The organism is Mycolicibacterium sp. TUM20985 (assembly GCF_030295745.1).
Taxonomy (GTDB): Bacteria; Actinomycetota; Actinomycetes; order Mycobacteriales; family Mycobacteriaceae; genus Mycobacterium.
The window spans coordinates 1343714-1369749 of record NZ_AP027291.1; the positions used below are offsets into that span (position 1 = coordinate 1343714).

At 69.0% G+C, this 26036-nt stretch carries 21 protein-coding genes and 1 pseudogene; 16 read left to right on the top strand and 6 right to left on the bottom strand.

Going from position 1 to position 26036, the window contains the following annotated elements:
• Positions 1-308 precede the first annotated feature (308 nt).
• Together typA and QUE68_RS06680 are read left to right on the top strand one after the other, a co-directional pair.
• Positions 309-2210: a translational GTPase TypA gene (gene typA, locus QUE68_RS06675; RefSeq protein ID WP_284233240.1), complete on the top strand. Its 1902-nt coding sequence runs from the start codon at positions 309-311 to the stop codon at positions 2208-2210.
• 49 nt (positions 2211-2259) lie between these two features.
• Positions 2260-4155 carry an ABC transporter family substrate-binding protein gene (locus tag QUE68_RS06680; RefSeq protein ID WP_455012916.1) on the top strand — a complete coding sequence of 632 codons (1896 nt, stop codon included), beginning with the start codon at positions 2260-2262 and terminating at the stop codon, positions 4153-4155.
• A gap of 4 nt (positions 4156-4159) precedes the next feature.
• Here QUE68_RS06680 and QUE68_RS06685 read toward each other — a convergent pair whose 3' ends face one another.
• Positions 4160-5389 carry a chloride channel protein gene (locus QUE68_RS06685; protein ID WP_284225182.1) on the bottom strand — a complete coding sequence of 410 codons (1230 nt, stop codon included), beginning with the start codon at positions 5387-5389 and terminating at the stop codon, positions 4160-4162.
• Positions 5390-5411: 22 nt separating this feature from the next.
• Between QUE68_RS06685 and mshB the strand changes: the two genes are divergently transcribed.
• Both mshB and QUE68_RS06695 read left to right on the top strand, forming a co-directional pair.
• Complete coding sequence (mshB, locus tag QUE68_RS06690) at positions 5412-6290, top strand: N-acetyl-1-D-myo-inositol-2-amino-2-deoxy-alpha-D-glucopyranoside deacetylase (protein ID WP_284233242.1); 879 nt, start codon at positions 5412-5414, stop codon at positions 6288-6290.
• Between the two features lie 133 nt (positions 6291-6423).
• Complete coding sequence (locus QUE68_RS06695; RefSeq protein ID WP_284234689.1) at positions 6424-6840, top strand: hypothetical protein; 417 nt, start codon at positions 6424-6426, stop codon at positions 6838-6840.
• On the opposite strand, the gene QUE68_RS06700 is transcribed toward QUE68_RS06695, so the two are convergent.
• Entirely contained in the window at positions 6837-7925 is a 1089-nt protein-coding gene (locus QUE68_RS06700) for a hypothetical protein (protein WP_284233244.1), read from the bottom strand. The genes QUE68_RS06695 and QUE68_RS06700 overlap by 4 nt on opposite strands.
• A gap of 167 nt (positions 7926-8092) precedes the next feature.
• Between QUE68_RS06700 and QUE68_RS06705 the strand changes: the two genes are divergently transcribed.
• From QUE68_RS06705 to dapC, 6 genes and pseudogenes are all read left to right on the top strand, one after another.
• The gene (locus tag QUE68_RS06705; RefSeq protein WP_284225185.1) at positions 8093-10687 is read left to right on the top strand and encodes a bifunctional FO biosynthesis protein CofGH; all 2595 of its coding nucleotides are present in this window, start codon (positions 8093-8095) and stop codon (positions 10685-10687) included.
• A 182-nt stretch (positions 10688-10869) separates the two neighbouring features.
• The gene (locus QUE68_RS06710; RefSeq protein WP_284225186.1) at positions 10870-11331 is read left to right on the top strand and encodes a DUF2231 domain-containing protein; all 462 of its coding nucleotides are present in this window, start codon (positions 10870-10872) and stop codon (positions 11329-11331) included.
• A gap of 139 nt (positions 11332-11470) precedes the next feature.
• Positions 11471-12421, top strand: a pseudogene (locus QUE68_RS06715) (DmpA family aminopeptidase); the annotation flags it as partial.
• 189 nt (positions 12422-12610) lie between these two features.
• The gene (locus QUE68_RS06720) at positions 12611-13159 is read left to right on the top strand and encodes a YceI family protein (protein ID WP_284230721.1); all 549 of its coding nucleotides are present in this window, start codon (positions 12611-12613) and stop codon (positions 13157-13159) included.
• A 295-nt stretch (positions 13160-13454) separates the two neighbouring features.
• A complete protein-coding gene (fdxA, locus tag QUE68_RS06725; RefSeq protein WP_284233245.1) occupies positions 13455-13781 on the top strand; it encodes a ferredoxin in 327 nt (108 codons plus the stop codon).
• 173 nt (positions 13782-13954) lie between these two features.
• Positions 13955-15064: a succinyldiaminopimelate transaminase gene (dapC, locus tag QUE68_RS06730; protein ID WP_284230723.1), complete on the top strand. Its 1110-nt coding sequence runs from the start codon at positions 13955-13957 to the stop codon at positions 15062-15064.
• Between the two features lie 90 nt (positions 15065-15154).
• Here the strand turns inward: dapC and QUE68_RS06735 are convergent, their stop codons facing one another.
• Positions 15155-16741 carry a PucR family transcriptional regulator gene (locus tag QUE68_RS06735; RefSeq protein WP_284233246.1) on the bottom strand — a complete coding sequence of 529 codons (1587 nt, stop codon included), beginning with the start codon at positions 16739-16741 and terminating at the stop codon, positions 15155-15157.
• Between the two features lie 83 nt (positions 16742-16824).
• Between QUE68_RS06735 and pruA the strand changes: the two genes are divergently transcribed.
• Positions 16825-18465, top strand: a complete 1641-nt coding sequence (pruA, locus tag QUE68_RS06740; protein WP_284225189.1) for an L-glutamate gamma-semialdehyde dehydrogenase — start codon at positions 16825-16827, stop codon at positions 18463-18465.
• 2 nt (positions 18466-18467) lie between these two features.
• A complete protein-coding gene (locus QUE68_RS06745) occupies positions 18468-19430 on the top strand; it encodes a proline dehydrogenase family protein (protein WP_284233247.1) in 963 nt (320 codons plus the stop codon).
• Between the two features lie 10 nt (positions 19431-19440).
• On the opposite strand, the gene QUE68_RS06750 is transcribed toward QUE68_RS06745, so the two are convergent.
• Positions 19441-20262 (bottom strand): endo alpha-1,4 polygalactosaminidase, encoded by an 822-nt coding sequence (locus QUE68_RS06750; protein WP_284233249.1) that lies wholly within the window; start codon positions 20260-20262, stop codon positions 19441-19443.
• Positions 20259-20819, bottom strand: a complete 561-nt coding sequence (locus QUE68_RS06755) for an NUDIX domain-containing protein (protein WP_284233251.1) — start codon at positions 20817-20819, stop codon at positions 20259-20261. The genes QUE68_RS06750 and QUE68_RS06755 overlap by 4 nt, the downstream gene beginning before the upstream one ends.
• Positions 20820-20862: 43 nt before the next feature.
• Here QUE68_RS06755 and QUE68_RS06760 point away from each other — a divergent pair, with 43 nt between their 5' ends.
• Genes QUE68_RS06760 through QUE68_RS06770 form a run of 3 tightly spaced genes read left to right on the top strand, consistent with a single transcriptional unit; the run spans position 20863 to position 23909 of the window.
• The gene (locus QUE68_RS06760; protein ID WP_284234690.1) at positions 20863-22263 is read left to right on the top strand and encodes an acyl-CoA synthetase; all 1401 of its coding nucleotides are present in this window, start codon (positions 20863-20865) and stop codon (positions 22261-22263) included.
• Complete coding sequence (locus QUE68_RS06765) at positions 22260-22604, top strand: VOC family protein (protein WP_284233253.1); 345 nt, start codon at positions 22260-22262, stop codon at positions 22602-22604. The genes QUE68_RS06760 and QUE68_RS06765 overlap by 4 nt, the downstream gene beginning before the upstream one ends.
• Positions 22605-22658: 54 nt before the next feature.
• Positions 22659-23909 (top strand): glycoside hydrolase family 27 protein, encoded by a 1251-nt coding sequence (locus tag QUE68_RS06770; protein WP_286275319.1) that lies wholly within the window; start codon positions 22659-22661, stop codon positions 23907-23909.
• Positions 23910-23912: 3 nt separating this feature from the next.
• Here QUE68_RS06770 and dapD read toward each other — a convergent pair whose 3' ends face one another.
• Positions 23913-24866: a 2,3,4,5-tetrahydropyridine-2,6-dicarboxylate N-succinyltransferase gene (dapD, locus tag QUE68_RS06775; RefSeq protein WP_284225196.1), complete on the bottom strand. Its 954-nt coding sequence runs from the start codon at positions 24864-24866 to the stop codon at positions 23913-23915.
• Position 24867: 1 nt separating this feature from the next.
• Between dapD and dapE the strand changes: the two genes are divergently transcribed.
• Positions 24868-25968 carry a succinyl-diaminopimelate desuccinylase gene (gene dapE, locus QUE68_RS06780; RefSeq protein WP_454786232.1) on the top strand — a complete coding sequence of 367 codons (1101 nt, stop codon included), beginning with the start codon at positions 24868-24870 and terminating at the stop codon, positions 25966-25968.
• Positions 25969-26036 lie beyond the last annotated feature (68 nt).

The following is a 26036-nucleotide window of genomic DNA, read 5'->3' on the forward strand; positions in this document are numbered from 1 at the left end:
CCGTCATAGTCGTTACCTCCAACCAGCGACGGACTCCTCCACCCTACGCCGATGTTCACCGAGGTAGTCAGGCTTTTCTGGCCCGCTTGACGACCTTGTCCAGCAGCTTGCCGCGCAGGCCGGACAGCTCCGCCTCGTCGACCTCGTGGAGCACCAGCGGACAGCGTCCAGAGCGTGGTCTTCTCCCGCAGCACGTCTTCTTCGCTTTGAGTGACGAGCGAACTCGGACGCCTTCACTTCCGCCCCTCAGTACCGACGAGCCGACGCTCGTTTTCGCGAATGCCCACTCACGCTGCGACAATCTGGGGGTGGATGCTCTCCCCGATTTTCGCAATGTCGCCATCGTCGCTCACGTCGACCACGGTAAGACCACCCTCGTCGACGCCATGCTGCGCCAGTCCGGCGCGCTGACCCACCGCGGGGATGACTCCGTCGAACGCCTGATGGACTCCGGTGACCTGGAGAAGGAAAAGGGCATCACGATCCTGGCGAAGAACACCGCCGTGCATCGCAAGAACCCCGACGGCAGCATGACCGTCATCAACGTGATCGACACCCCTGGCCACGCCGACTTCGGCGGCGAGGTGGAGCGCGGTCTGTCGATGGTGGACGGCGTGCTGCTGCTGGTGGACGCCTCGGAGGGGCCGCTACCGCAGACCCGCTTCGTTCTGCGCAAGGCGCTGACGGCGCACCTACCGGTGATCCTGTGCGTCAACAAGACCGACCGCCCCGACGCCCGCATCGCCGAAGTGGTCTCCGAGAGCCACGACCTGCTGCTCGACGTGGCTTCGGATCTGGACGAGGACGCGCAGAAGGCGGCCGAGTTCGCGCTTGGACTACCGACGCTGTACGCGTCGGGTCGCGCGGGCATCGCGAGCACCAACCAACCGGCCAACGGTGAGAACCCCGACGGCGAGAATCTCGACGTGCTCTTCGACGTGCTGCTCGAGCACATCCCGCCGCCGCAGGGCGATCCAGAGGCGCCACTGCAGGCGCTGGTGACCAACCTCGACGCGTCGGCCTTCCTCGGCAGGCTCGCACTGGTCCGCATCTACAAGGGCCGGCTGCGCAAGGGCCAGCAGGTGGCGTGGATGCGCGAGGTGGACGGGCACCCGGTCATCACCAACTCCAAGATCACCGAACTGCTGGTCACCGAGGGCGTCGAGCGCACCAGCACCACCGAGGCCGTCGCGGGCGACATCGTCGCCGTCGCGGGCATGCCCGAGATCATGATCGGCGACACGCTGGCCGACACCGAGCACGCGCACGCGCTGCCGCGTATCACCGTCGACGAGCCGGCCATCTCGGTGACGATCGGCACCAACACCTCACCGCTCGCCGGCAAGGTATCCGGCCACAAACTGACCGCCCGAATGGTCAAGTCGCGCTTGGACTCCGAACTCGTCGGCAACGTATCGATCAAGGTCGTCGACATCGACCGGCCCGACGCGTGGGAGGTTCAGGGCCGAGGCGAGCTGGCGCTGGCCGTGCTGGTCGAACAGATGCGCCGCGAGGGCTTCGAGCTGACGGTCGGCAAACCGCAGGTGGTCACCAGGACCATCGACGGCAAGCTGCACGAGCCGTTCGAGGCAATGACCATCGACTGTCCCGACGAGTTCGTCGGCGCCATCACGCAGCTGATGGCCGCCCGCAAGGGACGCATGGAGGAGATGGCCAACCACGCCGCCGGGTGGGTCCGGATGGACTTCATCGTGCCCAGCCGCGGACTGATCGGCTTCCGCACCGACTTCCTGACCCTGACCCGTGGCACGGGCATCGCCAACGCGGTGTTCGACGGCTACCGGCCGTGGGCTGGCGAGATCAGGGCCCGGCACACGGGTTCGCTGGTCTCCGACCGAACCGGCAAGATCACGCCGTTCGCCATGACCCAGCTGTCGGATCGCGGCCAGTTCTTCGTCGAGCCGGGTCAGGAGACCTACGAAGGTCAAGTCGTCGGCATCAACCCGCGCGCCGAGGACCTCGACATCAACGCGACGCGCGAGAAGAAGCTGACCAACATGCGGTCCGCGACGGCCGACGTCTTCGAGACACTGGCCCGGCCGCTGGAGATGGGCCTGGAGCTGGCCATGGAGTTCTGCGCCGAGGATGAATGCGTCGAGGTCACGCCGGAGATCGTGCGGGTGCGCAAGGTCGAGCTGAACGCCAGCCTGCGGGCGCGCAGCAAGGCAAGGGCCAAGACCCGCGGCTGAGCCCCGGCGTCGTCGAACGGCTCGCGTCGTTGCGGTTAGCCTGACAGGTGTGCCGACGAATCTTCGACGACTCAGCTACGTCGTCGGCGCAGTGACTTCCACCGTGTTGCTCTTCGCGGGTTGCACGGTCAGCCCACCGCCTGCACCGCAAAGTACCGAGACCCCGGTGAGCACGCCCCCGCCACCGCTGAAGGCAACGCAGATCATCATGGCGATCGACTCGATCGGTCCCGGTTTCAATCCCCATCTCCTGTCGGATCAGTCGCCGGTGAACGCCGCCATCTCGTCGCTGGTCCTGCCGAGTTCGTTCCGGCCGATCCCGGATCCGACGTCCGCGACCGGCTCGCGCTGGGAACTCGATCCGACCCTGCTCGACTCCGCGGAGGTGACGAGCGAGGACCCGTTCACCGTCACCTACAAGATCCGGCCAGAGGCGCAGTGGACGGACAACGCGCCGATCGCCGCGGACGATTACTGGTATCTGTGGCGGCAGATGGTCAGTCAGCCCGGTGTCGTCGATCCCGCAGGCTACGACCTGATCACCGGGGTGCAATCGGTCGAGGGCGGCAAGACCGCGGTGGTGACCTTCTCGCAGCCGTACCCGGCGTGGCGGGAGTTGTTCAACGACATCCTGCCCGCCCACATCGTCAAGGACGTCCCGGGCGGGTTCGCCGCCGGGCTCCTGCGGGCGCTGCCGGTGACCGGTGGCCAGTTCCGCGTCGACGACATCGATCCGCAACGTGACGAGATCCTCCTGGCGCGCAACGACCGCTACTGGGGCGAACCCGCCAAACCCGACCAGATCCTGTTCCGACGCGGTGGGGCACCCGCCGTCCTCGCCGACTCCATCCGCAACGGCGACACGCAGGTCGCCCAGGTGCACGGCGGGCAGTCCGCCTTCGTCCAACTCGGGGCGATCCCGAACGTCCGCACCGCGCGGATCGTCACGCCGAGGGTGATGCAGGTGACCCTGCGCGCGCAACAGCCGAACCTGCAGGACGCACAAGTGCGCAAGGCCCTCCTGGGGTTGCTCGACGTCGATCTGCTCGCCGCGGTCGGCGCGGGCAGCGACAACACGGTGACCCTGGCGCAAGCGCAGGTGCGATCGCCGTCGGACCCCGGTTACGTACCCACGTCGCCGCCCGCCCTCTCCCGGGAGGCGGCCCTGGACCTGCTGAAGGCGAGTGGTTACACCGTCGAGCAGGAGGTGTCCTCGACCAGCGCGATGCCGCCGCCGACACCGGGTTCACCACCGCCCACCCGGGGCCGCATCAGCAGAGACGGGAGTCAGCTGACGTTCGTGATCGGCGTCGCCGCCAACGACCCGACGTCGGTCGCCGTGGCCAACACGGCCGCCGATCAGCTTCGCAGCGTGGGCATCTCGGCCTCAGTACTCGCGCTCGATCCGCCGGCGCTGTACGGGGACGCGCTCGCGCAGAACCGTGTCGACGCCCTCGTCGGGTGGCATCAGGCGGGGGGTGACCTGGCAACGGCGCTGGCGTCACGCTTCGGCTGCACGGCCCTCGAGGCGACCCCGGTGCCGACGGCGCCGTCCAGTGAAACCCCTACGGCGACAACGGAAACGACGACTGCGGCGCCATCCAAGCCGCCCACGGTGAGCACCACCCCCACGGCGACGACGCCACCGTCACCGCTGCCGCCGTCGGAGTCCGATCAGCTCGTCCAGGCCCCCAGCAACTTGACCGGTATCTGCGACCGCAGCATCCAACCGAACATCGAGGCCGCGCTCGACGGCAGCCAGTCCATCGCAGACGTGCTCACGGCGGTCGAACCGCGGCTGTGGAACATGGCCACCGTCCTCCCGATCCTCCAAGACACCACCATCGTCGCCGCGGGTCCCAATGTGCAGAACGTGAGTCTCTCGGGAGCCGTGCCCGTCGGCATCGTCGGCGATGCGGGCAAGTGGGTCAAGAAGGGCCCCTAGCGCGTCAGCGCTTGGTCGGGTTGTGCTCGCGGAGGAGTCGGATGCCGTGCGCGGTGAACGCTGCCGCGGCGAACACCAGGATCAACCACAGGGGCGGTCGCGCGAGCTCCCAGACGAACAGCGCGGCGAAGGCGGGCGCGCGCTGGGTGATGGCCAGCACGCCCGCGGCGCAGGCGAGCGATACCGCGGAGACCTGAAAGTCGGTGCCCGCCAAGTGGTTCAGTAGGAGGGTGGCCACCGAGCCCGCCGCGGCGCCGGTAGCCAGGGCAGGTGTGATCATGCCGCCGACGGCGCCTGAGCGCAGGAACAGCGCGGTGAGCAACGGCTTGAGGACGAGGATCACCGCCGCGCCGCCGAGGGTCAGCCCGGCATCGACACTGACGGTCAGGATGCTGCGGCCGTTGCCGGGCAACTCCGGCCACCAGATCGAGCCGACACCGGTGGCCAGGCCGGCGAGGGCGACCGCGGGAATCAGCATCCAGGACCGGATCTGCGGCTTGGGGCGCGCCAGCGACATCAGCTTGTCGAAGGCGAACCCCACCGCGACCGCCAGCGGCGCGATGGCGCACCCGAAGAACACGAACAGATACGAGAGGTTCGGATCGGGCCACACCAGCGCATGTTCGAGATGGGTGACAGGCGCGGACACCGCGACCGCCAGGCTCGAGGTGATCAGCGCCGTGCCCACTGCGCGGGGATGCCAGGTGCCCAGCACGATGCGGACCGCGAACAGTGCGCCGCCCAGCGGGACGCTGTAGACCGCGCCGAGGCCGGCTCCCGCCGCACAGGCGAGCAGGATCTCGCGGTCCCTCGGAGTCAGCGACCACCGCGAGGTCCCGAGGTCACCGAGCGCGGCGGCCAGTTGGCGGGGTGCGCCCTCCCGCCCCAGTGACGCGCCCGAGCCGACGAGGAGCACCTGCAATCCGGCGTCGATCGACATGCGCCAGCGGGGAATCGGTCGGTGCTCGGCAATCGTCGCCGTCAGGCTGGGCACGTCACCGCGGCGCCGCAGCAGCCACCAGCCGAAGCCGGCCAGCGCGCCGCCGATCATCGGTCCAATGGCACGCCGGACCGGGCTGCTGTGGCCGACGCCGCTCAACAGCGTGCCGAACGAGTAGTTGTAGACGAGGTGTTCGACCCAGTGCAGCACGAGTGTGGTGGCCGCGCCTGCCACGCCGGCGAGGAGTCCGATGACGACGACCGCGCATCCGTACTCAACGGTGCGCCGCGTCACGGGGTGAATCTATCTTGTGCCCATGGAGAATCCACGCCTGTTGTTCGTCCACGCGCATCCCGATGACGAGACGTTGACCACCGGTGCCACCATCGCGCACTACGTCGCCAGGGGTGCCACGGTTCGCGTCGTCACCTGCACCCTCGGGGAGGAGGGTGAGGTCATCGGCGAGCGCTTTGCGCAGTTGGCCGTCGATGAGGCCGACCAACTCGGCGGCTACCGCATCGGCGAGTTGTCCTCGGCCCTCGCGCATCTTGGCGTCGACGGGCCCATCTTCCTGGGCGGCGCCGGCCGTTGGCGAGACTCGGGCATGCCGGGCACGGCCAGCCGACACCGACAGAGATTCGTCGACGCCGAACCGCGGGAGGCAGTCGACGCACTCGTCGCGATCATCCGCGAGCTGCGCCCCCACGTCGTCGTCACCTACGACCCGAATGGGGGTTACGGGCATCCCGACCACGTCCACGCCCACGAGGTGACGACGGCCGCCGTCGCAGCTTCGGCGGATCCCGCCCGTCCCGGTAAGCCCTGGCGGGTGCCCAAGTTCTACTGGACGGTCACGGCGCACAGCGCGCTCGAGGTCGGTTTTCGCGAGCTGGCCGCGGTGGCACTCCCGGCCGACTGGACCCTGGTGTCGGCCGACGACGTCCCCTTCGCCTACGCCGATGCCGACATCGACGCCGTCGTGCACGCACCCGAGAGCCATGACGCGAAGGTCGCCGCCCTGCGGGCACACGCCACACAGGTGACCGTGGAACCGGGCGGCCGTGCCTGCGCACTGTCCAATTTCATCGCGCTGCCGATTCCGGCCAGCGAACACTTCGTCCTCGCCGAGGGGGTGGCCGGAGAACGGGACGGCCGGGGCTGGGAAACCGATCTCCTCGCCGGCGTGAACCTGTGATGGCCATGGCGATACGGGGTACGCTGCGATCACTCAGCGGCCCCGTGGAAGGGATGGCGATGGACCCGGATCTGGATCCCAACCTGCAGCACTGGCAAGACCGCTTGGACAGTCTCCAGTGGGTGGTTGGTTCATTGGTCGGGCTGATCGACAGCGTCCCCACCTGACCGCACGGTCTCCCGGCTCGCAGCGGTTCGCCGTCCTTGCCGTCCTGACACTCGACGGCATTCTGTCGGCGATCGCGGGTGCCTTCCTGCTACCCCTCTACGTCGGAGCGGTTCCACTGCCCATAAGCGGGCTCCTCAGCGGTCTGGTGAACGCCGCGCTGGTGTGGGCTGCCTTGCAGTGGGCGCCGACGCCGCGGCTGGCGGCCCTGCCGCTGTGGGCGTGGCTGGTGACCGCGCTGGCATTGACGCTCGGCGGGCCCGGTGACGACATCGTCCTCAGCGGAGCGGGTGTCATGCAGTTGGCGCCGCTGGTGTTCGTCGTCCTCGGTGGCGGGCCGCCGGCCTACGTGTTGTGGCGGTCCACGACGAGGGTTGACGCCTAAGGCGCGTCGGCGGACGGGCTGGACTCGTCGGCACCCGTATCGGCCGGCTCCGGCGAAGCAGTCGGCGCGTCGACCTCTGACTCGTTGACTGCCTCGTCCGACCCGCCGGTGGTCGTCGCCGTCGTCGAGGGTGCGGTCGAGGGGGGCGAGGTGGTCTCGGTACCGCCGCGGACCTCGCCCTGGGCTTGCACTCCGCCGGCCGACGTCGTCGTCGGGGGTTTCGGTGTCTCCGTGGGTTTGGGTGTCTCGGTGGGTTTGGGTGTCTCGGTGGGTTCTTGCGACGTCGACGTCTCCGCGGGCTCGGCGGGTTCCGACGTAGTCGGCGTCTCGGCGACGGTTGCCTCCGGAACGGCGGATGCCTCGGTGACGACTCCGGCGGTCTCCGCCGATCGGAGTCGTTCCGCAGGTGGGCTGCTCGTCGGCACATCGGTCTCGGCCGCCAACACCGAGACCGGTTCGTCGGGCAGCGTCGCCGCAGCCGCAGCCGCAGCGAACGGGAGCGGCGGTAGCGGCGGGATCAGCCAGCCGAAGAAGTAGTTGAACTCCGCGATCCCGGTATTGATCAGTGCATTGACCGTGGTCTGGCCGACGGTGATCAGTCCGTTGACGTAGGACGCCGGGTTCAGTGGATCGTTCACCACGGGCACGAGCAGTCCATAGACGATGCTGTCCGAGATCGGGACGATGAGGGTGTAGTAGACGATGTTGATCTGCCCGGAGATCAGGTACCCGGACGGGATGAACTGCAGGGCATAGTCGGCGAGTTGCACGCCGTAGGTGACCCACGACTGGATGAACTGATAGCTGGAGACGATCCAGTCCGAGGCCGCATTCAGCGGCACTGGAGCAGCGAGCAGGCTGGCACCGGCCGCGGGATCGATCCTGGTGATGGCGGCCTCCGCCGCGGCGAAGTGCTCCGGATTCGGAGGCGTCGCGAACACCGTGCGGACCGACGCCGCCAAGTCGACGCGCACGCTGTGAGTTGGCTCGGCGGCCGTCGCCATCGTCGCTGGAACGGACGTCGGGATGGCGATGAGGGCCGCGGCAATTGCCGACACCGCCGCGAGGTGGGGACGGACTGACATGCGATCAACTTACGCTGACGTCAGTGACGTCGGAGCAGACTCCGGCCGACCCGATGGCGGGGTCCGGCGTCGGACTGCTGGGGCTACTGTGGCCCGTATGCCAGGGGCAGTGGTTTCAGATGGTGAGACGTGCGGATGATTCTCGTCGACCGCGGGGTTACAGAGGAGTGGCTCTGAACCCCCAAGGCGGCGCCGATCTGCCCAGCCCCGTGATCCCTTCCAAGTCCTCGACATCGGATCCGAGCGCGCCGAGTCCTGCCGCCGTGCGCCGCGTGTTGCGGAGAGCGCGCGACGGCGTCGCCCTCAACGTCGACGAAGCGGCGATCGCAATGACCGCCCGAGGCGCCGACCTCGAGGATTTGATGGCCAGCGCGGCGAGGGTGCGCGACGCCGGCCTGGAGGCCGCGGGTCGTCGCGGTGCGACCGGCCGGCTGCCGGTGAGTTACTCCCGCAAGGTGTTCATCCCGATCACCCACCTGTGTCGCGACACGTGCCACTACTGCACGTTCGTCACCGTCCCTGGCCGCCTGCGCGCCGAGGGCAAGGGCATGTACATGGAGCCCGACGAGATCCTCGACGTCGCCCGCCGGGGCGCCGAATTGGGTTGCAAGGAAGCGCTCTTCACCCTCGGCGACCGTCCCGAGGAGCGGTGGGACGAAGCCCGCCAGTGGCTCGACGAACGGGGTTACGACTCGACGCTGGACTACGTCCGCGCGATGTCCATCCGGGTGCTCGAGGAGACGGGTTTGCTTCCGCACCTAAACCCCGGCGTCATGAGCTGGTCGGAGTTGTCGCGGCTCAAGCCCGTCGCGCCGTCGATGGGCATGATGCTGGAGACCACGTCGCGACGGTTGTACGAGACCAAGGGGCTGGCCCACTACGGCAGCCCCGACAAGGATCCCGCCGTGCGCCTGCGCACGCTGGACGACGCGGGCCGACTGTCGGTGCCGTTCACCACCGGGCTGCTGGTCGGCATCGGTGAGAACCTCGTCGAGCGCGCCGAGACGATGCACGCGATTCGCAAGTCGGCCAAGGAATTCGGGCACGTGCAGGAAGTGATCGTGCAGAACTTCCGGGCCAAGGATCACACGGCGATGGCAAGCGTCCCCGACGCCGGGATCGACGACTTCCTGGCGACCGTCGCCGTCACCCGCCTGGTGCTCGGCCCGAAGATGCGCATCCAGGCGCCGCCGAATCTGGTGTCGCGGGACGAGTGCCTCGCGCTGATCGGCGCGGGCGTCGACGACTGGGGCGGCGTGTCACCGCTGACCCCCGACCACGTCAACCCCGAACGGCCGTGGCCCGCGCTCGACGAACTCGCCGCCGTCACCGCCGAGGCGGGCTTCGACCTGGTGCAGCGGCTGACGGCGCAGCCGCAGTACGTGCAGGCGGGCGCGGCGTGGATCGACCCGCGCGTGCAGGGCCACGTCGCCGCACTTGCCGACCCCGAGACCGGTTTCGCGCGCGACCTGAACCCGGTCGGCATGCCGTGGCAGGAACCCGACGAGGCGACCGAGTCGCTGGGACGCACCGATCTGCACACCGCGATCGACGCCGAGGGCAGGCTCACCGAGACGCGCAGCGACCTGGGTAGCGCGTTCGGTGACTGGGAGTCGATTCGGGACAAGGTCGCGGAGTTGGCCGCCCGCGCACCGGAGCGAATCGACACCGACGTGCTCGCCGCGCTACGCGCCGCGGAGGCCGATCCCGCCGGGCTCAGTGATGACGCCTACCACGCACTCGCCACCGCTGATGGACCGGCGTTGGATGCCGTTGCGGCCCTTGCCGATTCGTTGCGCCGCGACGTCGTCGGCGATGACGTCACGTTCGTGGTGAACCGCAACATCAACTTCACCAACATCTGCTACACCGGCTGCCGCTTCTGCGCGTTCGCCCAGCGCAAGGGTGATGCCGACGCCTTCTCGCTGTCCACCGGTGACGTCGCCGACCGGGCGTGGGAAGCGCACGTCGCCGGGGCCACCGAGGTGTGCATGCAGGGCGGCATCGATCCCGAGCTGCCCGTCACCGGGTATGCCGACCTGGTGCGGGCGGTCAAGGCGCGCGTGCCCGAGATGCACGTCCACGCGTTCTCCCCGATGGAGATCTCCAACGGTGTCACCAAGAGCGGCACCTCGATTCGCGAGTGGTTGACCGACCTGCGCGAGGCCGGCCTGGGCTCCATCCCCGGCACGGCCGCCGAGATCCTCGACGACGAGGTCCGCTGGGTCCTGACCAAGGGCAAGCTGCCCACGTCGGCGTGGGTAGAGGTCATCACCACGGCTCACGAAGTCGGTCTGCGCTCGAGTTCGACGATGATGTACGGCCACGTCGACACCCCGCGGCACTGGGTCGGGCACCTCAACGTGCTGCGTGACATCCAGGACCGCACGGGCGGTTTCACCGAGTTCGTGCCGCTACCGTTCGTGCACCAGTCCAGCCCGCTGTACCTGGCCGGCGGCGCCCGGCCCGGTCCGACGCACCGCGACAACCGCGCCGTCCACGCCCTGGCGCGAATCATGTTGCACGGCAGGATCGATCACATCCAGACCAGCTGGGTGAAGCTCGGTGTCGAGCGCACGCAGGTGATGCTGAACGGCGGTGCCAATGATCTGGGCGGCACGCTGATGGAGGAGACGATCTCCCGGATGGCCGGCTCGGAGAACGGCTCGGCCAAGTCCGCCGCGGAGTTGACGGCAATCGCGGAGGGCATCGGCCGCCCGGCCCGTCAGCGCACCACCACCTACGCGCCGATGGCCGCCTGAGGCCCGCTCCCGCCTGCCGCCCCCTTGCGCGAGCGTGCGTGTCCGTTGGTCGACACGCCGCTTTGCGACGCGACGACACGCACGCTCGCCGCGGCGATTTCAGCTTCTCGAACGCATCGCCGGGTCCGGCCCGTATACATAGGACGGCTCGTCGTTCGACAGCCCCGAATCGAGGAGCGCCCTTGACCACCATTGCCGGTATCCCCGCACACGCCCTGCTCGTCCACGCGATCGTGGTACTCGTCCCACTGGTCGCGTTGCTCGAGATCCTTTGCGGGTTCTGGACCGCTGCCCGTCGCCGGCTGGTCTGGCTGATCCTGGCGTTGGCTGCCGCGAACTTGGTGTTGACGCCCATCACCACCGAGGCTGGCGAGTGGCTCCTGAACAGCGGTGGTCAGCCGCGCCCGATCCTCCTCGAGCATGCCGAGCGTGGCGAGTGGATGATCTACTTCTCCGTCGCGCTGGTGGTGGTCGCCGTGGCCCTTGCGGTGCTGCACGTGCGGGAGACTCGGTCCGACGCGCCGAGGAAGCTCGCGGCCGTCGTCGTCGCCGCCGTCGCCCTCGTCGTCGGCGTCTCGTCGATCGTGACGGTGGTCCGGATCGGTGACGCGGGTGCTCAAGCCGTGTGGGGCGAGCGCGGCTGACCGCGCGCGCGTGGGCGCCGACGTGTCTACTCAGAGCGTGACTTCACCTCAGACCCACACTGCCGACGGACGACCGCGGGCCCGCGGGCTCGCCATCTCCCTGCTCGGTGATCCCGGCCCGCTCAACGCGATCACCGACGTGCCCGGTGTCGAAGTCGGCGAAGTCACCCTCATCGAGGGCGACGGCGCGCTCCAGGTGGGGCGCGGGCCGGTGCGCACCGGCGTCACCGCGATCCTGCCGCGCGGACGCGACGGTCTGGGGCGGCCGTGCGCCGCCGGCTGGCATTCGCTCAACGGCAACGGCGAGATGACCGGCACCACGTGGATCGAAGAAGTCGGGGCGTTCAATCTGCCTGTGGTGCTGTCCAATACCCATGCCATCGGCGCCTGTCACACCGGCGTGGTGAGCTGGGTCAACCGGGTGAATCCCCAGCTCGCGCGGCAGTGGCTGCTGCCCGTGTGCGGGGAGACCTGGGACGGCTACCTGAACGACATCAACGGTGCCCACGTTCGGCCCGAACACGTCGAAGCCGCGCTCGACGCGGCAACGTCCGGCCCGGTGGCGGAGGGTTCGGTCGGGGGCGGCACGGGGATGAACTGCTACGAGTTCAAGGGCGGGAACGGGACGTCGTCGCGGGTGGTCCAGTACGGCGCTCACGCCTTCACCGTCGCGGCGTTCGTTCAGGCGAACTTCGGCTCCCGCCACGAGCTGACCGTGGCCGGCAGGCACCTCGGTCCGCTACTCGCCGAGGACAATCCGATGGACTCCGACTGGTTTGCCGAGGATCTCGGGCTGCGGGCACCTCCCGGCGCGGGCTCGGTGATCGCCATCATCGCGACCGACGCGCCCCTTCTGCCGGGACAGTGCAAGGCGCTCGCCCGACGGGTGCCGCTCGGGCTGGCGCGGACGGGTACGACGGGCAGCCATTTCTCCGGCGACATCTTCCTGGCGTTCTCGACGGCGGATGCGGACGGGCTGCAGAGCGGATTCCCGGTCGACCCGCCCGGCGACGACGAGTTCGGCGCGATGAGGTTCATCCCGTGGGGTCGGATGGACGCCTTCTACGCCGCCGTCGTCCAGTCCGTCGAGGAAGCGGTGCTGAACGCTCTGGTGGTCAACGACGACATGGTCGGCCGGGACGGGCACCGTTCGCCCCGGTTGCCGATCGATCGACTGTTGTCTGAGCTGGAGCCGTGGGCCGGAACAAATTCGGACCGCGGTCCGTTTAAGCTCGATGAGGTGCCGGAGACGCCGGCCCCGAGTCAAGGAGATCCAGACATGACCGCATCCGTAGCGAGCCAGTTGAGCACCGGGACCTGGGCCATCGACCCCGTCCACTCGTCGATCGGCTTCTCCGTGCGCCACCTGATGGTGAGCAAGGTGCGTGGCAGCTTCGGGACGTTCAGCGGCGCGATCGTCGTCGCGGAGGACGGCACCCCGTCGGTGTCTGCCGAGATCGCCGTGGACTCGCTCAACACCGGCAACGAGCAGCGCGATGGACACGTCAAGTCAGCCGACTTCTTCGACGTGGAGAAGTACCCGACCGCGACGTTCGTCTCGACCGGCGTGCGGGCCGACGGTGGCGACTACGTCGTCGACGGTGACTTCACCCTCAAGGGCGTGACCAAGCCGATCGAGCTCAAGCTCGAGTTCAACGGCGTCAACCCGGGCATGGGCCATGGTGAGGTCGCGGGCTTCGATGCGTCAGTCGTGCTCAACCGCAAGGACTTCGGCATCGACATCGACATGCCGCTGGAGACCGGTGGCGCCGTCGTCGGCGACAAGATCACCATCACCCTCGAGATCGAGGCCCTCAAGCAGGCGTAGTTCAGACGCCCCCTTGCGTCGCGAGCGTGCGTGTTCTCGGATCGCGCCTCGGCGTGTTGCCCGCAGACGCGCACGCTCGCGCAAGGGAAGGGGCGCGGGGCGAGTGGGCGACTAGGCGGGTTGTATGTGCAACGTTTAGTATCAGTAACCGCGTGGCACCCCCAACGGTGGCGCGTGAAGTTAGGACACACTGAGACAGGCGTGCAGGTATCGGCAACGCATACTTGCTTCGGCTTCTCGGGGTTCCTCGCTTACCCCACCCGACGAGCAGCCCCCGCGGACAGGAGAGACATCAGTGACGTACACCATTGCCGAACCCTGTGTCGACATCAAAGACAAGGCATGTATCGAAGAGTGCCCCGTCGACTGCATCTACGAGGGCGCACGCATGCTGTACATCCACCCCGACGAGTGCGTGGATTGTGGTGCCTGCGAGCCGGTCTGCCCGGTGGAGGCCATCTACTACGAGGACGACGTCCCGGACCAGTGGAGCGGCTACACGCAGTACAACGCCGACTTCTTCGTCGAGTTGGGATCCCCCGGTGGCGCGTCGAAGGTCGGACAAACCGATAACGACCCGCAGGTGATCAAGGACATGCCCCCTCAGGGCGAGGAGAGCTGAGCGAAGCGAAGCCGACCTCAGGGCGAGGAGAGCTGAGCGAAGCGAAGCCGACCTCAGGGCGAGGAGAGCTGAGCGAAGCGAAGCCGACCACGGGGCGAGGAGAGCTGAGCGAAGCGAAGCCGACCACGGGGCGAGGAGAGCTGAGCGAAGCGAAGCCGAGCAGCCCGCCGGGCCTGAGTCCGGCCGGGCCGCTATCGGCGGCACTGCCGGTCTTCCCCTGGGACACGCTGGCCGAGGCCACGGCCACCGCCAGGGCGCACCCCGACGGGATCGTCGATCTGTCGGTCGGCACGCCCGTCGACCCCGTAGCGCCGATCATCCGCGAGGCGCTGGCGACTGCCAGCTCCGCGCCCGGCTACCCGACGACGGCGGGCACGCCGGCGCTGCGGGACGCCGCGGTGAATGCCCTTCGCCGTCGTTACGGCATCACCGACCTCGCCGCTGATGCCGTGCTGCCGGTCATCGGCACCAAGGAACTCATTGCCTGGCTTCCGACACTGCTGAACCTCGGATCCGGCGACCTCGTCGTGGTGCCCGAGTTGGCCTACCCGACCTACGACGTCGGAGCGCGGCTGGCCCGTGCCGAGGTCGTCGCCGCCGACTCGTTGACGCAGCTCGGGCCGCGGGCTCCCAAACTCGTATACGTCAACTCGCCGAGCAACCCGACGGGCGCGGTCCTCGGCGTCGAGCATCTCCGCAAGGTCGTCGAGTGGGCCCGCAGGAGGGGCGCGCTGGTGGCCTCCGACGAGTGCTACCTCGGCCTCGGCTGGGACCCCGATGCGGCGCCGGTCTCGGTGCTGCACCCATCGGTCTGCGACGGCGACCACACCGGCCTGCTCGCCATCCACTCGCTGTCGAAGAGCTCGTCGCTGGCCGGCTACCGCGCCGGTTTCGTCGCGGGCGACCCCGCGGTGGTGGCCGAACTGCTCGCGGTGCGCAAGCACGCCGGCATGATGGTGCCGACGCCGATCCAGGCGGCCATGGTCGCCGCTCTCGACGACGACGCCCACGAGCACGTGCAGCGGGGGCTCTACGCGCGTCGGCGGGACGTCCTGCTGGCGGCGGTGCGTGGCGCGGGGTTCACCGTCGACCACTCCGAGGCCGGTCTCTATCTGTGGGCGACGCGCGGCGAGCCGTGCCGCGACACCGTGGCCTCGCTGGCCGAACTGGGCATCCTGGTCGCGCCGGGAGAGTTCTACGGCGCGCGCGGCGCGCGACACGTGCGGATGGCGCTGACGGCTACCGACGAGCGGATCGACGCGGCGGTCCGACGGCTCGCCTGAGCTCCGTCGTCCACTGTGCGTCCCGATCCGCCGACGGCGGCGTGTCGCGGAGGAATCCGCACACTCGCGGCGAGAGGGTGAGGCGGGTGCCTAGGGCACTCGCAGGCTCAGCGAAAGCAGCAGGCGCACATCGGGATCGGCGAGCGACGTGCCCAACTCCTCCTCGATCCGTCGCACCCGGTAGCGGACGGTGTTCGGGTGCACGTGCAGCCACGCCGCGGCCGTCGCGACGTCACCGAAGCAATCGAGATAGGCCCGCAGCGTGTCCACCAGCGTCGGGTCCTTCGCGCGCAGTTGGTCGACGCGCGGATCGACGAGGCGGTCGTCGGCCCCGACCATCGTGACGATCTCGTCGAGCAGGACGGTCGTGCGCGATTCGGCGAGTGACGTCACCTGGCTGATGGCGCCCGGGTGTCGTTCGGCGCTGGCTAGCACGCGGTCCACCTCGGCCCGTGCCGCCGCCACACCCGTCAGACCCGTTGCGGGATGGGCGATCACGGCCCGCAGCTCCAACCCCAGCTCGGTGCGCAGGGCGCCGATGGTACCGCGGATCCACGACATCACCGCCGACGCACTGCCGGTGTGCGGGAACAGTACGTAGACGCGCGACGGCCCAGCTGCCACCTGCGCATCCCGCCGAAAGGCGCTGGCGCTCAACGCAAGTACATCGGCAAGTCGCGTCGGCGCACCCGATGCGCCGTCGAAGCCGATCACCGCGACGCGCCCGTCCGTCACGATGCCGAGTTCGCGCGCGGCCTCCAACACGTCGCCTTCGTCGAAGGCGACGTCGCGCAGCCCGAGCAACTCCTGCACCCGAACCGCGTGCGTCGACGGCGTGGCTGCCAACCGCGAGATGATCCTGGCCGCCAGAACGCCGGCGCCGCGCAGTACGTCATCGGCGTCCTCGGCCAGGGGCCGGGCGCCCTCCTGCAGCCAGATGGTGCCTGCGAACACGGGGCCACGCCCGCGGTCTGGCGCGGCGTGGTGAATGCCGACCGCGCGACGGGGTCGCAGCCCCAGTTCGGGCCGGGCGTCGACGCGGACCACGTCACCGGTGGCACGCAGGGCGTCGAAGATGCCCGCCCGGCCGATCCATTCGAGGTGCTCGGGCGGGCCGGCACGGCCGAGGATCGACAGCCGCCGCAGCTCGTCGGCCTCGTCGTTGGACGCCGAATACGCCAGTACGTGCGACTGGACGTCCTCGATGCTGACCATGCCGTGCGTGCGGTCGGCGATCGACTGGGCCAGCCCGAACAGGTCGGTGCTCGAGTCGTACAACGGGTCGGCGCGGTCGCCGTGGTGTTCGAAGACGTGGTCGACCAGACGGTACAGCCGCTCCCAACGGGCCCTGGGGTCGACGGCGACGACGGCCGTACCCACGGCTGCCGCCCGGGCCACCACGGCGTCGGAGGGCTCCTTGACGAAGATGGCCGCAGGTATCCGACGCGCCGCCTGGTGCACCAGCCACGCGAGGACGTCGTCGTCTCCGACGCCGAGGATGAAGAACACGTCGGCCGACCCCGACCCGACCGCCAACCCGAGGCGGACGTCGTCGGCGTCGATCAAGGCCGCCGACGCCACCGGGAGGTCCAGACCGCGCGGCGCCTCCACCAGCCGCACCATCGTCGCGTCGAGGGCGAGGAGCAGCTGACCGAGTCCGATGCGGGCGGCCTCCATGTTGGCTGATCCTACCGACGACACCCACGATGTTTGGCCGATCGGCCAATGGGTCAAGCGGTCGCACGAGAGACGCTAATCACATGAGTGCATTCACGGCCGTCACCCACGTACCGGTCCCCGCCAACGAGCCCGTCCACGAGTACGCGCCCGGCAGTCCGGAGCGCGCCAGGCTCGTCACCGAACTCGCCGCGCTGGACACCGCCGCACCCATCGACCTGCCGCACGTGATCGCCGGCAGGCACGCGATGGGCGGCGGCGAGCGCATCGACGTCGTCCAGCCGCACCGCCACAGCTCGGTGCTGGGCACCCTGACCAACGCGAATCACGCCGAGGCATCCGCCGCCGTCGACGCCGCGGTCGCCGCCAAGCGGGCGTGGGAGGCGACGCCGTTCGACGAGCGGGCCGCGGTGTTCCTGCGTGCCGCGGATCTGCTCGCGGGGCCGTGGCGGGAGAAGCTCGTCGCCGCCACCATGCTCGGCCAGTCGAAGACGGCGTACCAGGGCGAGATCGATGCGTCCTGCGAGCTGGCCGACTTCTGGCGTTTCAACGTGGCGTTCGCCAGGGAGATCATGGCGCAACAGCCGATCAGTGCGCGTGGGGTGTGGAATCGCACGGACTACCGCCCGCTCGAGGGCTTCGTCTATGCGGTCACCCCGTTCAACTTCACCGCGATCGCGGGCAATCTTCCCACCGCACCCGCCCTGATGGGCAACACCGTGGTGTGGAAACCATCTGTCACGCAAACGTTCTCGGCGTATCTGACGATGCAGCTCCTCGAAGCGGCCGGCCTGCCGCCAGGGGTGATCAACATGGTGACCGGCGACGGGTACGCCGTATCCGACGTCGTGCTGGCCGACCCACGGCTGGCGGGCATCCACTTCACCGGCTCCACCGCGACGTTCCAGCACCTGTGGCGTGAGGTCGGCACCCACATCGACCGCTACGACACCTACCCGCGACTGGTCGGCGAGACCGGCGGCAAGGACTTCGTCGTCGCCCACCCCTCGGCGCGTCCCGACGTCCTGCGCACCGCGCTCATCCGAGGCGCGTTCGACTATCAGGGCCAGAAGTGTTCGGCAGCGTCGCGGGCGTTCGTGCCGCGGTCGGTATGGCAGCAGATGGGTGACGACTTCCTCGGAGCCACCGAGCAACTCGCCTTCGGCGACGTGACGGACCTGTCCAACTACGGTGGCGCCCTGATCGACGAACGCGCCTTCACCAAGAACGTCAAGGCCATCGAGCGGGCGAAGGGCGCGGCGGGTGTGACGATCGCCGTCGGCGGCGAGTACGACGACGCCGAGGGGTTCTTCGTCCGGCCCACGGTGCTGTTGTCCGACGACGCACGCGACGAGGCGTTCTCCGACGAGTACTTCGGCCCGATCCTGGCGCTGCACGTCTATGACGACGACCGCTGGGACGACGTCCTCGACATCGTCGACGCCGGTTCGAAGTACGCCCTCACCGGCGCCGTGATCGCCGACGACCGGGCAGCCGTGCTGGCCGCCGAGGACCGGTTGCGCCACGCCGCAGGCAACTTCTACGTCAACGACAAACCCACCGGTGCCGTGGTCGGTCAGCAGCCGTTCGGCGGAGCGCGCGCGTCGGGCACCAACGACAAGGCCGGCTCGGCATTGAACCTGCTGCGGTGGACCTCGGCACGGTCGATCAAGGAGACGTTCGTGCCCCCGGTGAATCACGACTACCCGCACATGGAGGGATGACGATGGGCGTCTTCCAAAGGGTGGCGCGACCCGCCATCCTGTCCGCCGCGAGGTCCGATGGCCTCCGTCGCACAGCCGAACGGATGCCCCTGACCCGTCGGGTCGTGCACCGCTTCGTGCCCGGTGAGACGGTCGAGCACGCGTTGACCTCGGTTGCGGCGCTGCGGGATTCGCACCGCTTCGTGTCGATCGACTACCTGGGCGAGGACGTCACCGACGCGGAGGCAGCCGACGCCACCGTGCGCGCCTACGTCGACCTGCTCGATGCCCTCGGCCAGCGTGAGGAGGGTCTCGACGGGCCGCGACCGCTCGAGGTGTCGCTGAAGCTCTCGGCGCTGGGCCAGGCGCTGCCGCGCGACGGCGAGAAGATCGCGCTCGAGAACGCGCACGCGGTCTGCACCACGGCGCGCGAGCGCGGCGTGTGGGTCACCGTCGACGCCGAGGACCACGCCACCACGGACTCGACACTGTCCATCGTGCGTGAACTCCGCGACGACTTTCCCTGGCTCGGAACGGTTCTGCAGGCGTACCTGAAGCGGACTGAGGGCGACTGCGCGGAGTTCGCGGCATCCGGAGCCAGGATCCGGCTGTGCAAGGGTGCCTACGACGAGCCCGCTTCCGTGGCCTACCGCGACGCCGACGAGGTAACCGACTCCTACCTGCGGTGCCTGCGCGTGCTGATGGCGGGGGAGGGGTACCCGATGGTGGCCTCGCACGACCCGGCGATCATCGACGCGGTTCCCGCCATGGCTCGCGAATTCAATAGGAGTGTCAGCGATTTCGAGTATCAGATGCTCTACGGCATTCGCGATGCCGAGCAGCTCAGGCTTGCCGAGGCGGGCAACCACGTCAGGGTGTACGTGCCGTTCGGCACCCAGTGGTACGGCTACTTCGTGCGCCGGCTCGCGGAGCGGCCCGCGAACCTGACGTTCTTCCTGCGGGCGCTGGCCGAGCGGCGGCGCTGACCGGCCGCGCTCAGCACTGGTCGTACGCGTACCCGTCGGTGCCACGGTCGACGAGATCGCGGTCACGCAGGATCGTCAGGGGAGCCCGGTCCGGCGACGCGCACACCTCGCGGAACGGGGCGGGCAGGTTGTCGGTGTACTCGATCTGCAGGACGTGTGCTCCGTACACCCGGGCGTAGCGATCGCACTCCCGGTATGCGGCGCATTCCTCGGCGACGGCGAAGTCGAAGCCGACCTCGCGGCGGGCCCGCTCGGCCGATTCGGCGGCGTTCTTCTGCCCGATCGCCAGGCCCTGCCCGTGGGCCAGCTCGGCGTAGGAGCGCGCGAGGGCGATCGCTGCGGCTTCGTTGATACGGCCGGCGAACCGGGTGAAGGTGTCTAGGTTGTCGATCTCGACGGCATCGAAACCCTTTGCCGCGCAGTCGGTCAGCAACGGTCCCAGTACGTCGAGGATGGTCGCGCGCTGACTCTCGGTCGAGGGGTCGAGCACGTACTCGTCGGGCCAGTCGGGGTCGGTGACGGGCGCTCCGTCTGCGTCGCGCAGCACGGCCGCGCGATGGCTCCCGAGCCAAAGGTCGCCGTCGCCCGGCTGGGATTGAAAGCCGTTCACGTAACAGACGTTGTACGCCCCCGCCATGGGCGGAGCGCCCGCGTCCCGGACGACCACGGCCAACGGGGTGCCGTCGTCGACCCCACCCAGCTGGTAGTCGAAAGCCCCGGCCGTGGGCGGCAATCGGATCTCGGCGGTGTCGGTGGCGGCGGAGCAGGCGGTCAGCAGGGCCGTCGCGATCAGCAAGGCCGGCAGTGACCGTGCCCCGCCCGTCCCGGTCATGTCGACACGGGGGTCTGCTCGCGGAGGCGCAACAGCATCCAGGCCGCGATGGATTGGGCGTCGGTGATGGTGCCGTCCACGATCATCCCGTCGATCTCCGCGCCGGCGAACCACTCGCTACGCATATCCTGCTCCTCCGGCTCGCGTTCGTGCTCACCCTCGGTGATGTCGGTGGCCAGGAACACCCAGCCGCGCTGGCTGCTCATCCCCGGCGCGACGTCGAGTTGGCCCAGCAGCGACATCGATCCGGCCCGCAAGCCCGTCTCTTCCCGCAACTCGTCGGCGGCGAGGGCGGCGGGTGGCGGCTCGTCGCCGTCGAGCGACCCGGGTGCGGTGCCCTGCGGAAACTCCCAACGCCGCAACCCGATCGGATAGCGGAACTGCTCCACCAGCCGGAACCGGTCGCCCTCCGTGGCGATCACCAGGGCATAGGTCGGTTTGTCGATGACGCCGTAGATGCCGGCGCTGCCGTCCGCTCGGCGCACGTCGTCTTCCCGAACGATCATCCAGGCATTCCGGTACACGACACGGGAGTCGACCTGCTCGATGGGATCCACGCGTCCAGTATCGCGGGTTCGATGAGGCGGTAGCGTGGCCGTCGTGCTGCTCGCCTCGCTGAACCCCTCCGCCGTCGCTGCCGGCCACGACGTCGGGGACGCGGTGCGCATCGGCGGTGCGACGCTCAGCCGGAGTGATCTCGTCGGTGCGGCGACCTCGGTGGCCGAGCGCGTCGCCGGCGCCGGCCGGGTCGCCGTCCTCGCCACTCCCACGGCCGCCACGGTGCTCGCCGTGACCGGCTGTCTGATCGCGGGTGTCCCCGTCGTCCCGGTTCCGGCGGACGTCGGGGTCGCCGAGCGCCGCCACATCCTCGACGACTCCGGTGCGGTGGCGTGGTTGGGCGACGTGCCCGCCGAACCCGAGGGGCTGCCACACGTGCCGGTGCGGCTGCACGCGCGGTCGTGGCATCGCTACGCCGAACCCGCGCCGGACGCGACCGCGATGGTCATCTACACCTCCGGTACGACGGGGCCGCCCAAGGGCGTGGTGATCAGCCGGCGGGCGATCGCCGCGGACATCGACGCGCTGGCCGCCGCGTGGGCGTGGACGCCCGACGACGTCCTGGTGCACGGTCTTCCGCTGTTCCACGTGCATGGGCTGGTCCTCGGTCTACTCGGGTCGCTGCGCATCGGAAACCGCTTCGTGCACACCGGGAAGCCGACGCCCGCCGCCTACGCCGCGGCAGGCGGATCGCTGTACTTCGGTGTCCCGACGGTGTGGTCGCGGATCGTCGGCGACCTCGACGCGGCGCTCGCGCTGTCGTCGGCACGGCTCCTGGTATCGGGTAGTGCTCCGCTACCGGTTCCGGTGTTCGACGACCTCGTCCGCCTGACCGGTCACGCCCCCGTGGAGCGGTACGGCAGCACCGAATCCCTGATCACGCTCAGCACCCTGGCGGGTGGCGAACGGCGCCCGGGCTGGGTCGGGGTTCCGCTCGACGAAGTGCAGACACGGCTGATGGCCGATGATGGCACCCCCGCTCCGCACGACGGGGAAACCATTGGGCGACTGGAGGTTCGCGCCCCGACCATGTTCGACGGTTACCTCAATCGGCCCGACGCCACGGCCGACGTCCTCGGCGCCGACGGGTGGTACCGCACCGGTGACGTGGCCGTGATCGACGCCGGTGGCATGCACCGCATCGTCGGTCGGGAGTCGGTCGACCTCATCAAGTCCGGTGGCTACCGCATCGGCGCTGGCGAGATCGAAGCGGTGCTTTTGGCGCACGGTGGCGTCGCCGAGGCGGCGGTCGTCGGGCTGCCCGACGCCGACCTGGGCCAGCGGATCGTGGCTTTCGTCGTCGGCTCGGCTGCTGCAGAGGAGTTGATCGAGCATGTCGCACAACAGCTTTCGGTCCACAAGCGGCCGCGTGAAGTGCGGATCGTGGCGGCCCTGCCCCGGAATGCCATGGGTAAGGTTCTGAAGAAGGAGTTGTTGACATGACATTGCGTTTCAGTGACGTATGCATCGACGCGGCAGACGTTCACGCGCTCGGCCAGTGGTGGTCCGACGCGCTCGGGTGGCCCGCCGAGACCACCGACGACGGTGACGTCCAGCTTCGCGCGACTGCTGGTCCGAACTTGTTGTTCCTCGCCGTTCCCGAGGGAAAGACGATCAAGAACCGCATCCACTTCGACTTCACGCCCGACGATCAACAGGCCGAGGTCGACCGCCTCGTAGGGTTGGGCGCCCGCCACGTCGACGTCGGGCAGGGCGAGCAGTCCTGGGTGGTACTGGCCGATCCCGAGGGTAACGAGTTCTGCGTGTTGTCGGGTAAGGGCTGACGTCTCACAGGAGACTCGATACGCACCCACAGATCTCGGTGCCAAGATGTCCGCGTGCGTCGACTGTGGGTCTTGCTGGTCTGCGTCGGCGTGCTGGCCGCGTGCGGATCGCCCGCCGTGCTACCGCGCTCGGCGCAGACCCCGCCTATGGGGTGGAACTCCTGGAACTCCGGTGTGCCCCTGACTGAACGGGCCATCGAGGACGTCATCGATGCGATGGTGTCCTCCGGCCTGCGCGACGCCGGATACCACTACGTCAATCTGGACGCGGGGTGGGCGGCGCCGACACGTGATGCCGACGGCAACTTGCGCGCCGATCCCGACCGCTTCCCCCACGGCATCGCCACCGTCGCGGCCTATGCGCATGACCGCAGCATGTACCTCGGCATTTATCACAGCCCGTTCAATCAGGGGTGCGGCCAGGATCCGCACATCGGCGGGGCCGGCCACGAGCAGGCGGACGCGCGGAGTTTCGCGGCCTGGGGCGTCGACTACCTCAAGTACGACTGGTGCCGACTGGACGCCGGCCACAGCGAACAGGTGAAGTACTTCGCGGCGATGCGAGATGCGTTGCGCGCCAGCGGCCGTCGCATCGTCTACAGCATCAACCCCAACAGTTCGGGGGACCCCGACGCGGGATCCGAATACGACTGGTCCCGCATCGCCGACGTCAGCCGCGACGCGATGGACCTGGTGCCGGCCTGGGGTGACGAGCGCCTGGGGGCGGAGGGACTGGCCGGTGTCAGCCAGGCGTTCGCCGCGGCTGGTCCGGTCGCCGCGTACGACGGCCCGATGCACGTCAACGACCCAGACATGTTGGTGGTCGGCATCCGGTGGGCGGACTTCGCCCGAACTCACCCGACGATGTCACTGGGACCGCAGCGGGCCGATCTAACGGATGTCGAACAGCGCGCCCACTTCTCGTTATGGGCGATGCTGGCCGCGCCACTGCTGGCGGGCAACGACGTGCGGTCGATGGACGAGGCGACGCGCGACATCCTCACCAATCGGGACGTCATCGCGGTCGACCAGGACGGGTTGGGACTGCAGGGGCTGCCCCTGCTCGAGGATCGGCGGGTGATCGTGAAACCGCTCGCCGACGGTGCGGTGGCGGTCGCGTTGTTCAACAGCGGCGATGCGCCGGTGGACCTCCACACCGATGCGCACGCGATCGGTCTGTCGGGTACCGACTGCTACACCGTGCGCGACCTCTGGTGCCACACCGAGACGGGGACCAACGGCCCCGTCGGACAGACGGTCCCGGCCCACGGCGTCGCGATGATGCGGGTATCCCGATGCCGATAGGCCTCAGTTGGCGTGCAGCGCCTCGTTCAAGGTGATGCCGGTGCCGTCGCGCGAGACCACCTCGACCGCCCCGGACACCGAATTGCGGCGGAACAGAAGGCTGTTCGCGCCGGACAGCTCCTTGGCCTTGACGGTCTGCCCGTCTGACGTGGTGACCTTGGTGCCACCGGTCACGTACAGACCCGCCTCGATGACGCAGTCGTCACCGAGGGAGATCCCGAGCCCGGAGTTCGCGCCAAGCAGGCAACGACTACCCACTGAGATGACCTCCTTGCCGCCGCCGGACAGGGTGCCCATGATCGATGCGCCGCCGCCGACATCGGTACCGTCGCCGACGACCACGCCCGCCGAGATGCGGCCCTCGACCATCGAGGTGCCCAGGGTTCCGGCGTTGAAGTTGACGAAGCCCTCGTGCATGACGGTCGTGCCCTGCGCTAGGTGCGCGCCGAGCCGGACCCGGTCGGCGTCGGCGATCCGCACGCCAGTGGGCACCACGTAGTCGACCATCCTGGGGAACTTGTCGATGCCGTAGACGGTCACCGGGCCACGCCGCCGCAGCCGGGCGCGGGTCAACTCGAACCCGTCGACCGGGCAGGGGCCGAAGTTGGTCCACACCACGTTGGCCAGCACCCCGAACACGCCGTCCATGTTGGCGCCGTGGGGGGCGATCAGTCGGTGCGAGAGCAGATGCAGGCGCAGGTAGGCGTCGAACGCATCGGCGGGCTTGTCGTCGAGCGATGCGATCGTGGTGCGCACGATGACCGTCTCGACGTCGCGCTCGTCGTCGCGGCCCTCGAGCGCGCCGATTGCCTCGGGTACCTCGGCCACGGAGAGGCGGTTCGTGCCGGACGCAAGGTCCGGCTCGTCACCACCGAGCTCCGGCTCGGGGTACCACGTGTCGAGAACAGTCCCGTCGGCCGCGATGGTGGCCACGCCGACGCCTGATGCGGAAGTCACGATGGTCGAGGTTACTGGACTAGCCTCGAGGACTGTGGCCCTAGACTTGCGCGCCGATCCCATCGCGCTGACGGCGGCGTTGGTGGACATCCCCAGCGAGTCGCGGAACGAACAGCGGATCGCCGACGAGGTCGAGGCCGCGCTACGCACCCAGACCAGCGGATACGAGATCGTCCGCAACGGCCACGCCGTGCTGGCGCGCACCAATTTGGGTCGACCGTCGCGCGTCATGCTCGCCGGTCACCTCGATACCGTTCCCGCCGCGGACAACGTGCCCAGCCACCTCGTCGGCGACGAGTTGTTCGGCTGCGGCACGTCGGACATGAAGTCCGGTGACGCGGTGTTCCTGCACCTGGCGGCGACGATCGCCGAGCCGTCGCACGACATCACTTTGGTCATGTACGACTGCGAGGAGATCGAGTCCACGGCCAACGGTCTGGGTCGCATCGAACGCGAGCTGCCCGACTGGCTCGAGGCTGACGTCGCCATCCTCGGTGAGCCCTCGGGCGGTCTCATCGAGGCGGGGTGTCAGGGCACGATTCGGATGGTCGTCCGCGCCAAGGGTACCCGCGCGCATTCCGCTCGATCGTGGTTGGGGGACAACGCCATTCACAAGATCGGTGCCGTGCTCGACCGGCTGTCGAGCTACGATGCCAGAAACGTCGACATCGACGGCTGCACCTACCGCGAGGGGTTGTCCGCCGTCCGCATCGACGGTGGCATCGCGGGCAACGTCATCCCCGACGCCGCGTCGGTCACGGTGAACTTCCGGTTCGCCCCCGACCGCAGCGTCGAGCAGGCCGCCGCGCACGTGCACGAGGTGCTCGACGGACTCGACGTCGACGCCGAGCTGACCGACGCCGCGGCGGGAGCACTGCCCGGGTTGACGAAGCCGGCGGCGGCCGCACTCGTCCGGGCCGCCGGGGGACGGGTGCGCGCCAAGTACGGGTGGACCGACGTCGCCCGCTTCGCGGCCCTCGGCATCCCCGCGGTCAACTACGGCCCCGGCGATCCGAACATGGCGCACCGCATCGACGAACGGGTGGACGTCACGCAGATCACCGCGGTCGCCGCGATGCTGCGCCAATATCTCGTTGACTGATGTCGGTAGCATGGTCGGAGAACGTCGAATCGACACGAGGCGGGCCGTAAGCATGGTGGGCGAAGACA

Coding starts and splice junctions, on each gene's coding strand:
- dapE (WP_454786232.1), top strand. CDS start 24,868: ATGGTCGAGGTTACTGGACTAGCCTCGAGGACTGTGGCCCTAGACTTG.
- QUE68_RS06745 (WP_284233247.1), top strand. CDS start 18,468: ATGGGCGTCTTCCAAAGGGTGGCGCGACCCGCCATCCTGTCCGCCGCG.
- QUE68_RS06700 (WP_284233244.1), bottom strand. CDS start 7,925: ATGTCAGTCCGTCCCCACCTCGCGGCGGTGTCGGCAATTGCCGCGGCC.
- pruA (WP_284225189.1), top strand. CDS start 16,825: ATGAGTGCATTCACGGCCGTCACCCACGTACCGGTCCCCGCCAACGAG.
- QUE68_RS06720 (WP_284230721.1), top strand. CDS start 12,611: ATGACCGCATCCGTAGCGAGCCAGTTGAGCACCGGGACCTGGGCCATC.
- mshB (WP_284233242.1), top strand. CDS start 5,412: ATGGAGAATCCACGCCTGTTGTTCGTCCACGCGCATCCCGATGACGAG.
- QUE68_RS06735 (WP_284233246.1), bottom strand. CDS start 16,741: ATGGAGGCCGCCCGCATCGGACTCGGTCAGCTGCTCCTCGCCCTCGAC.
- QUE68_RS06765 (WP_284233253.1), top strand. CDS start 22,260: ATGACATTGCGTTTCAGTGACGTATGCATCGACGCGGCAGACGTTCAC.
- QUE68_RS06750 (WP_284233249.1), bottom strand. CDS start 20,262: ATGACCGGGACGGGCGGGGCACGGTCACTGCCGGCCTTGCTGATCGCG.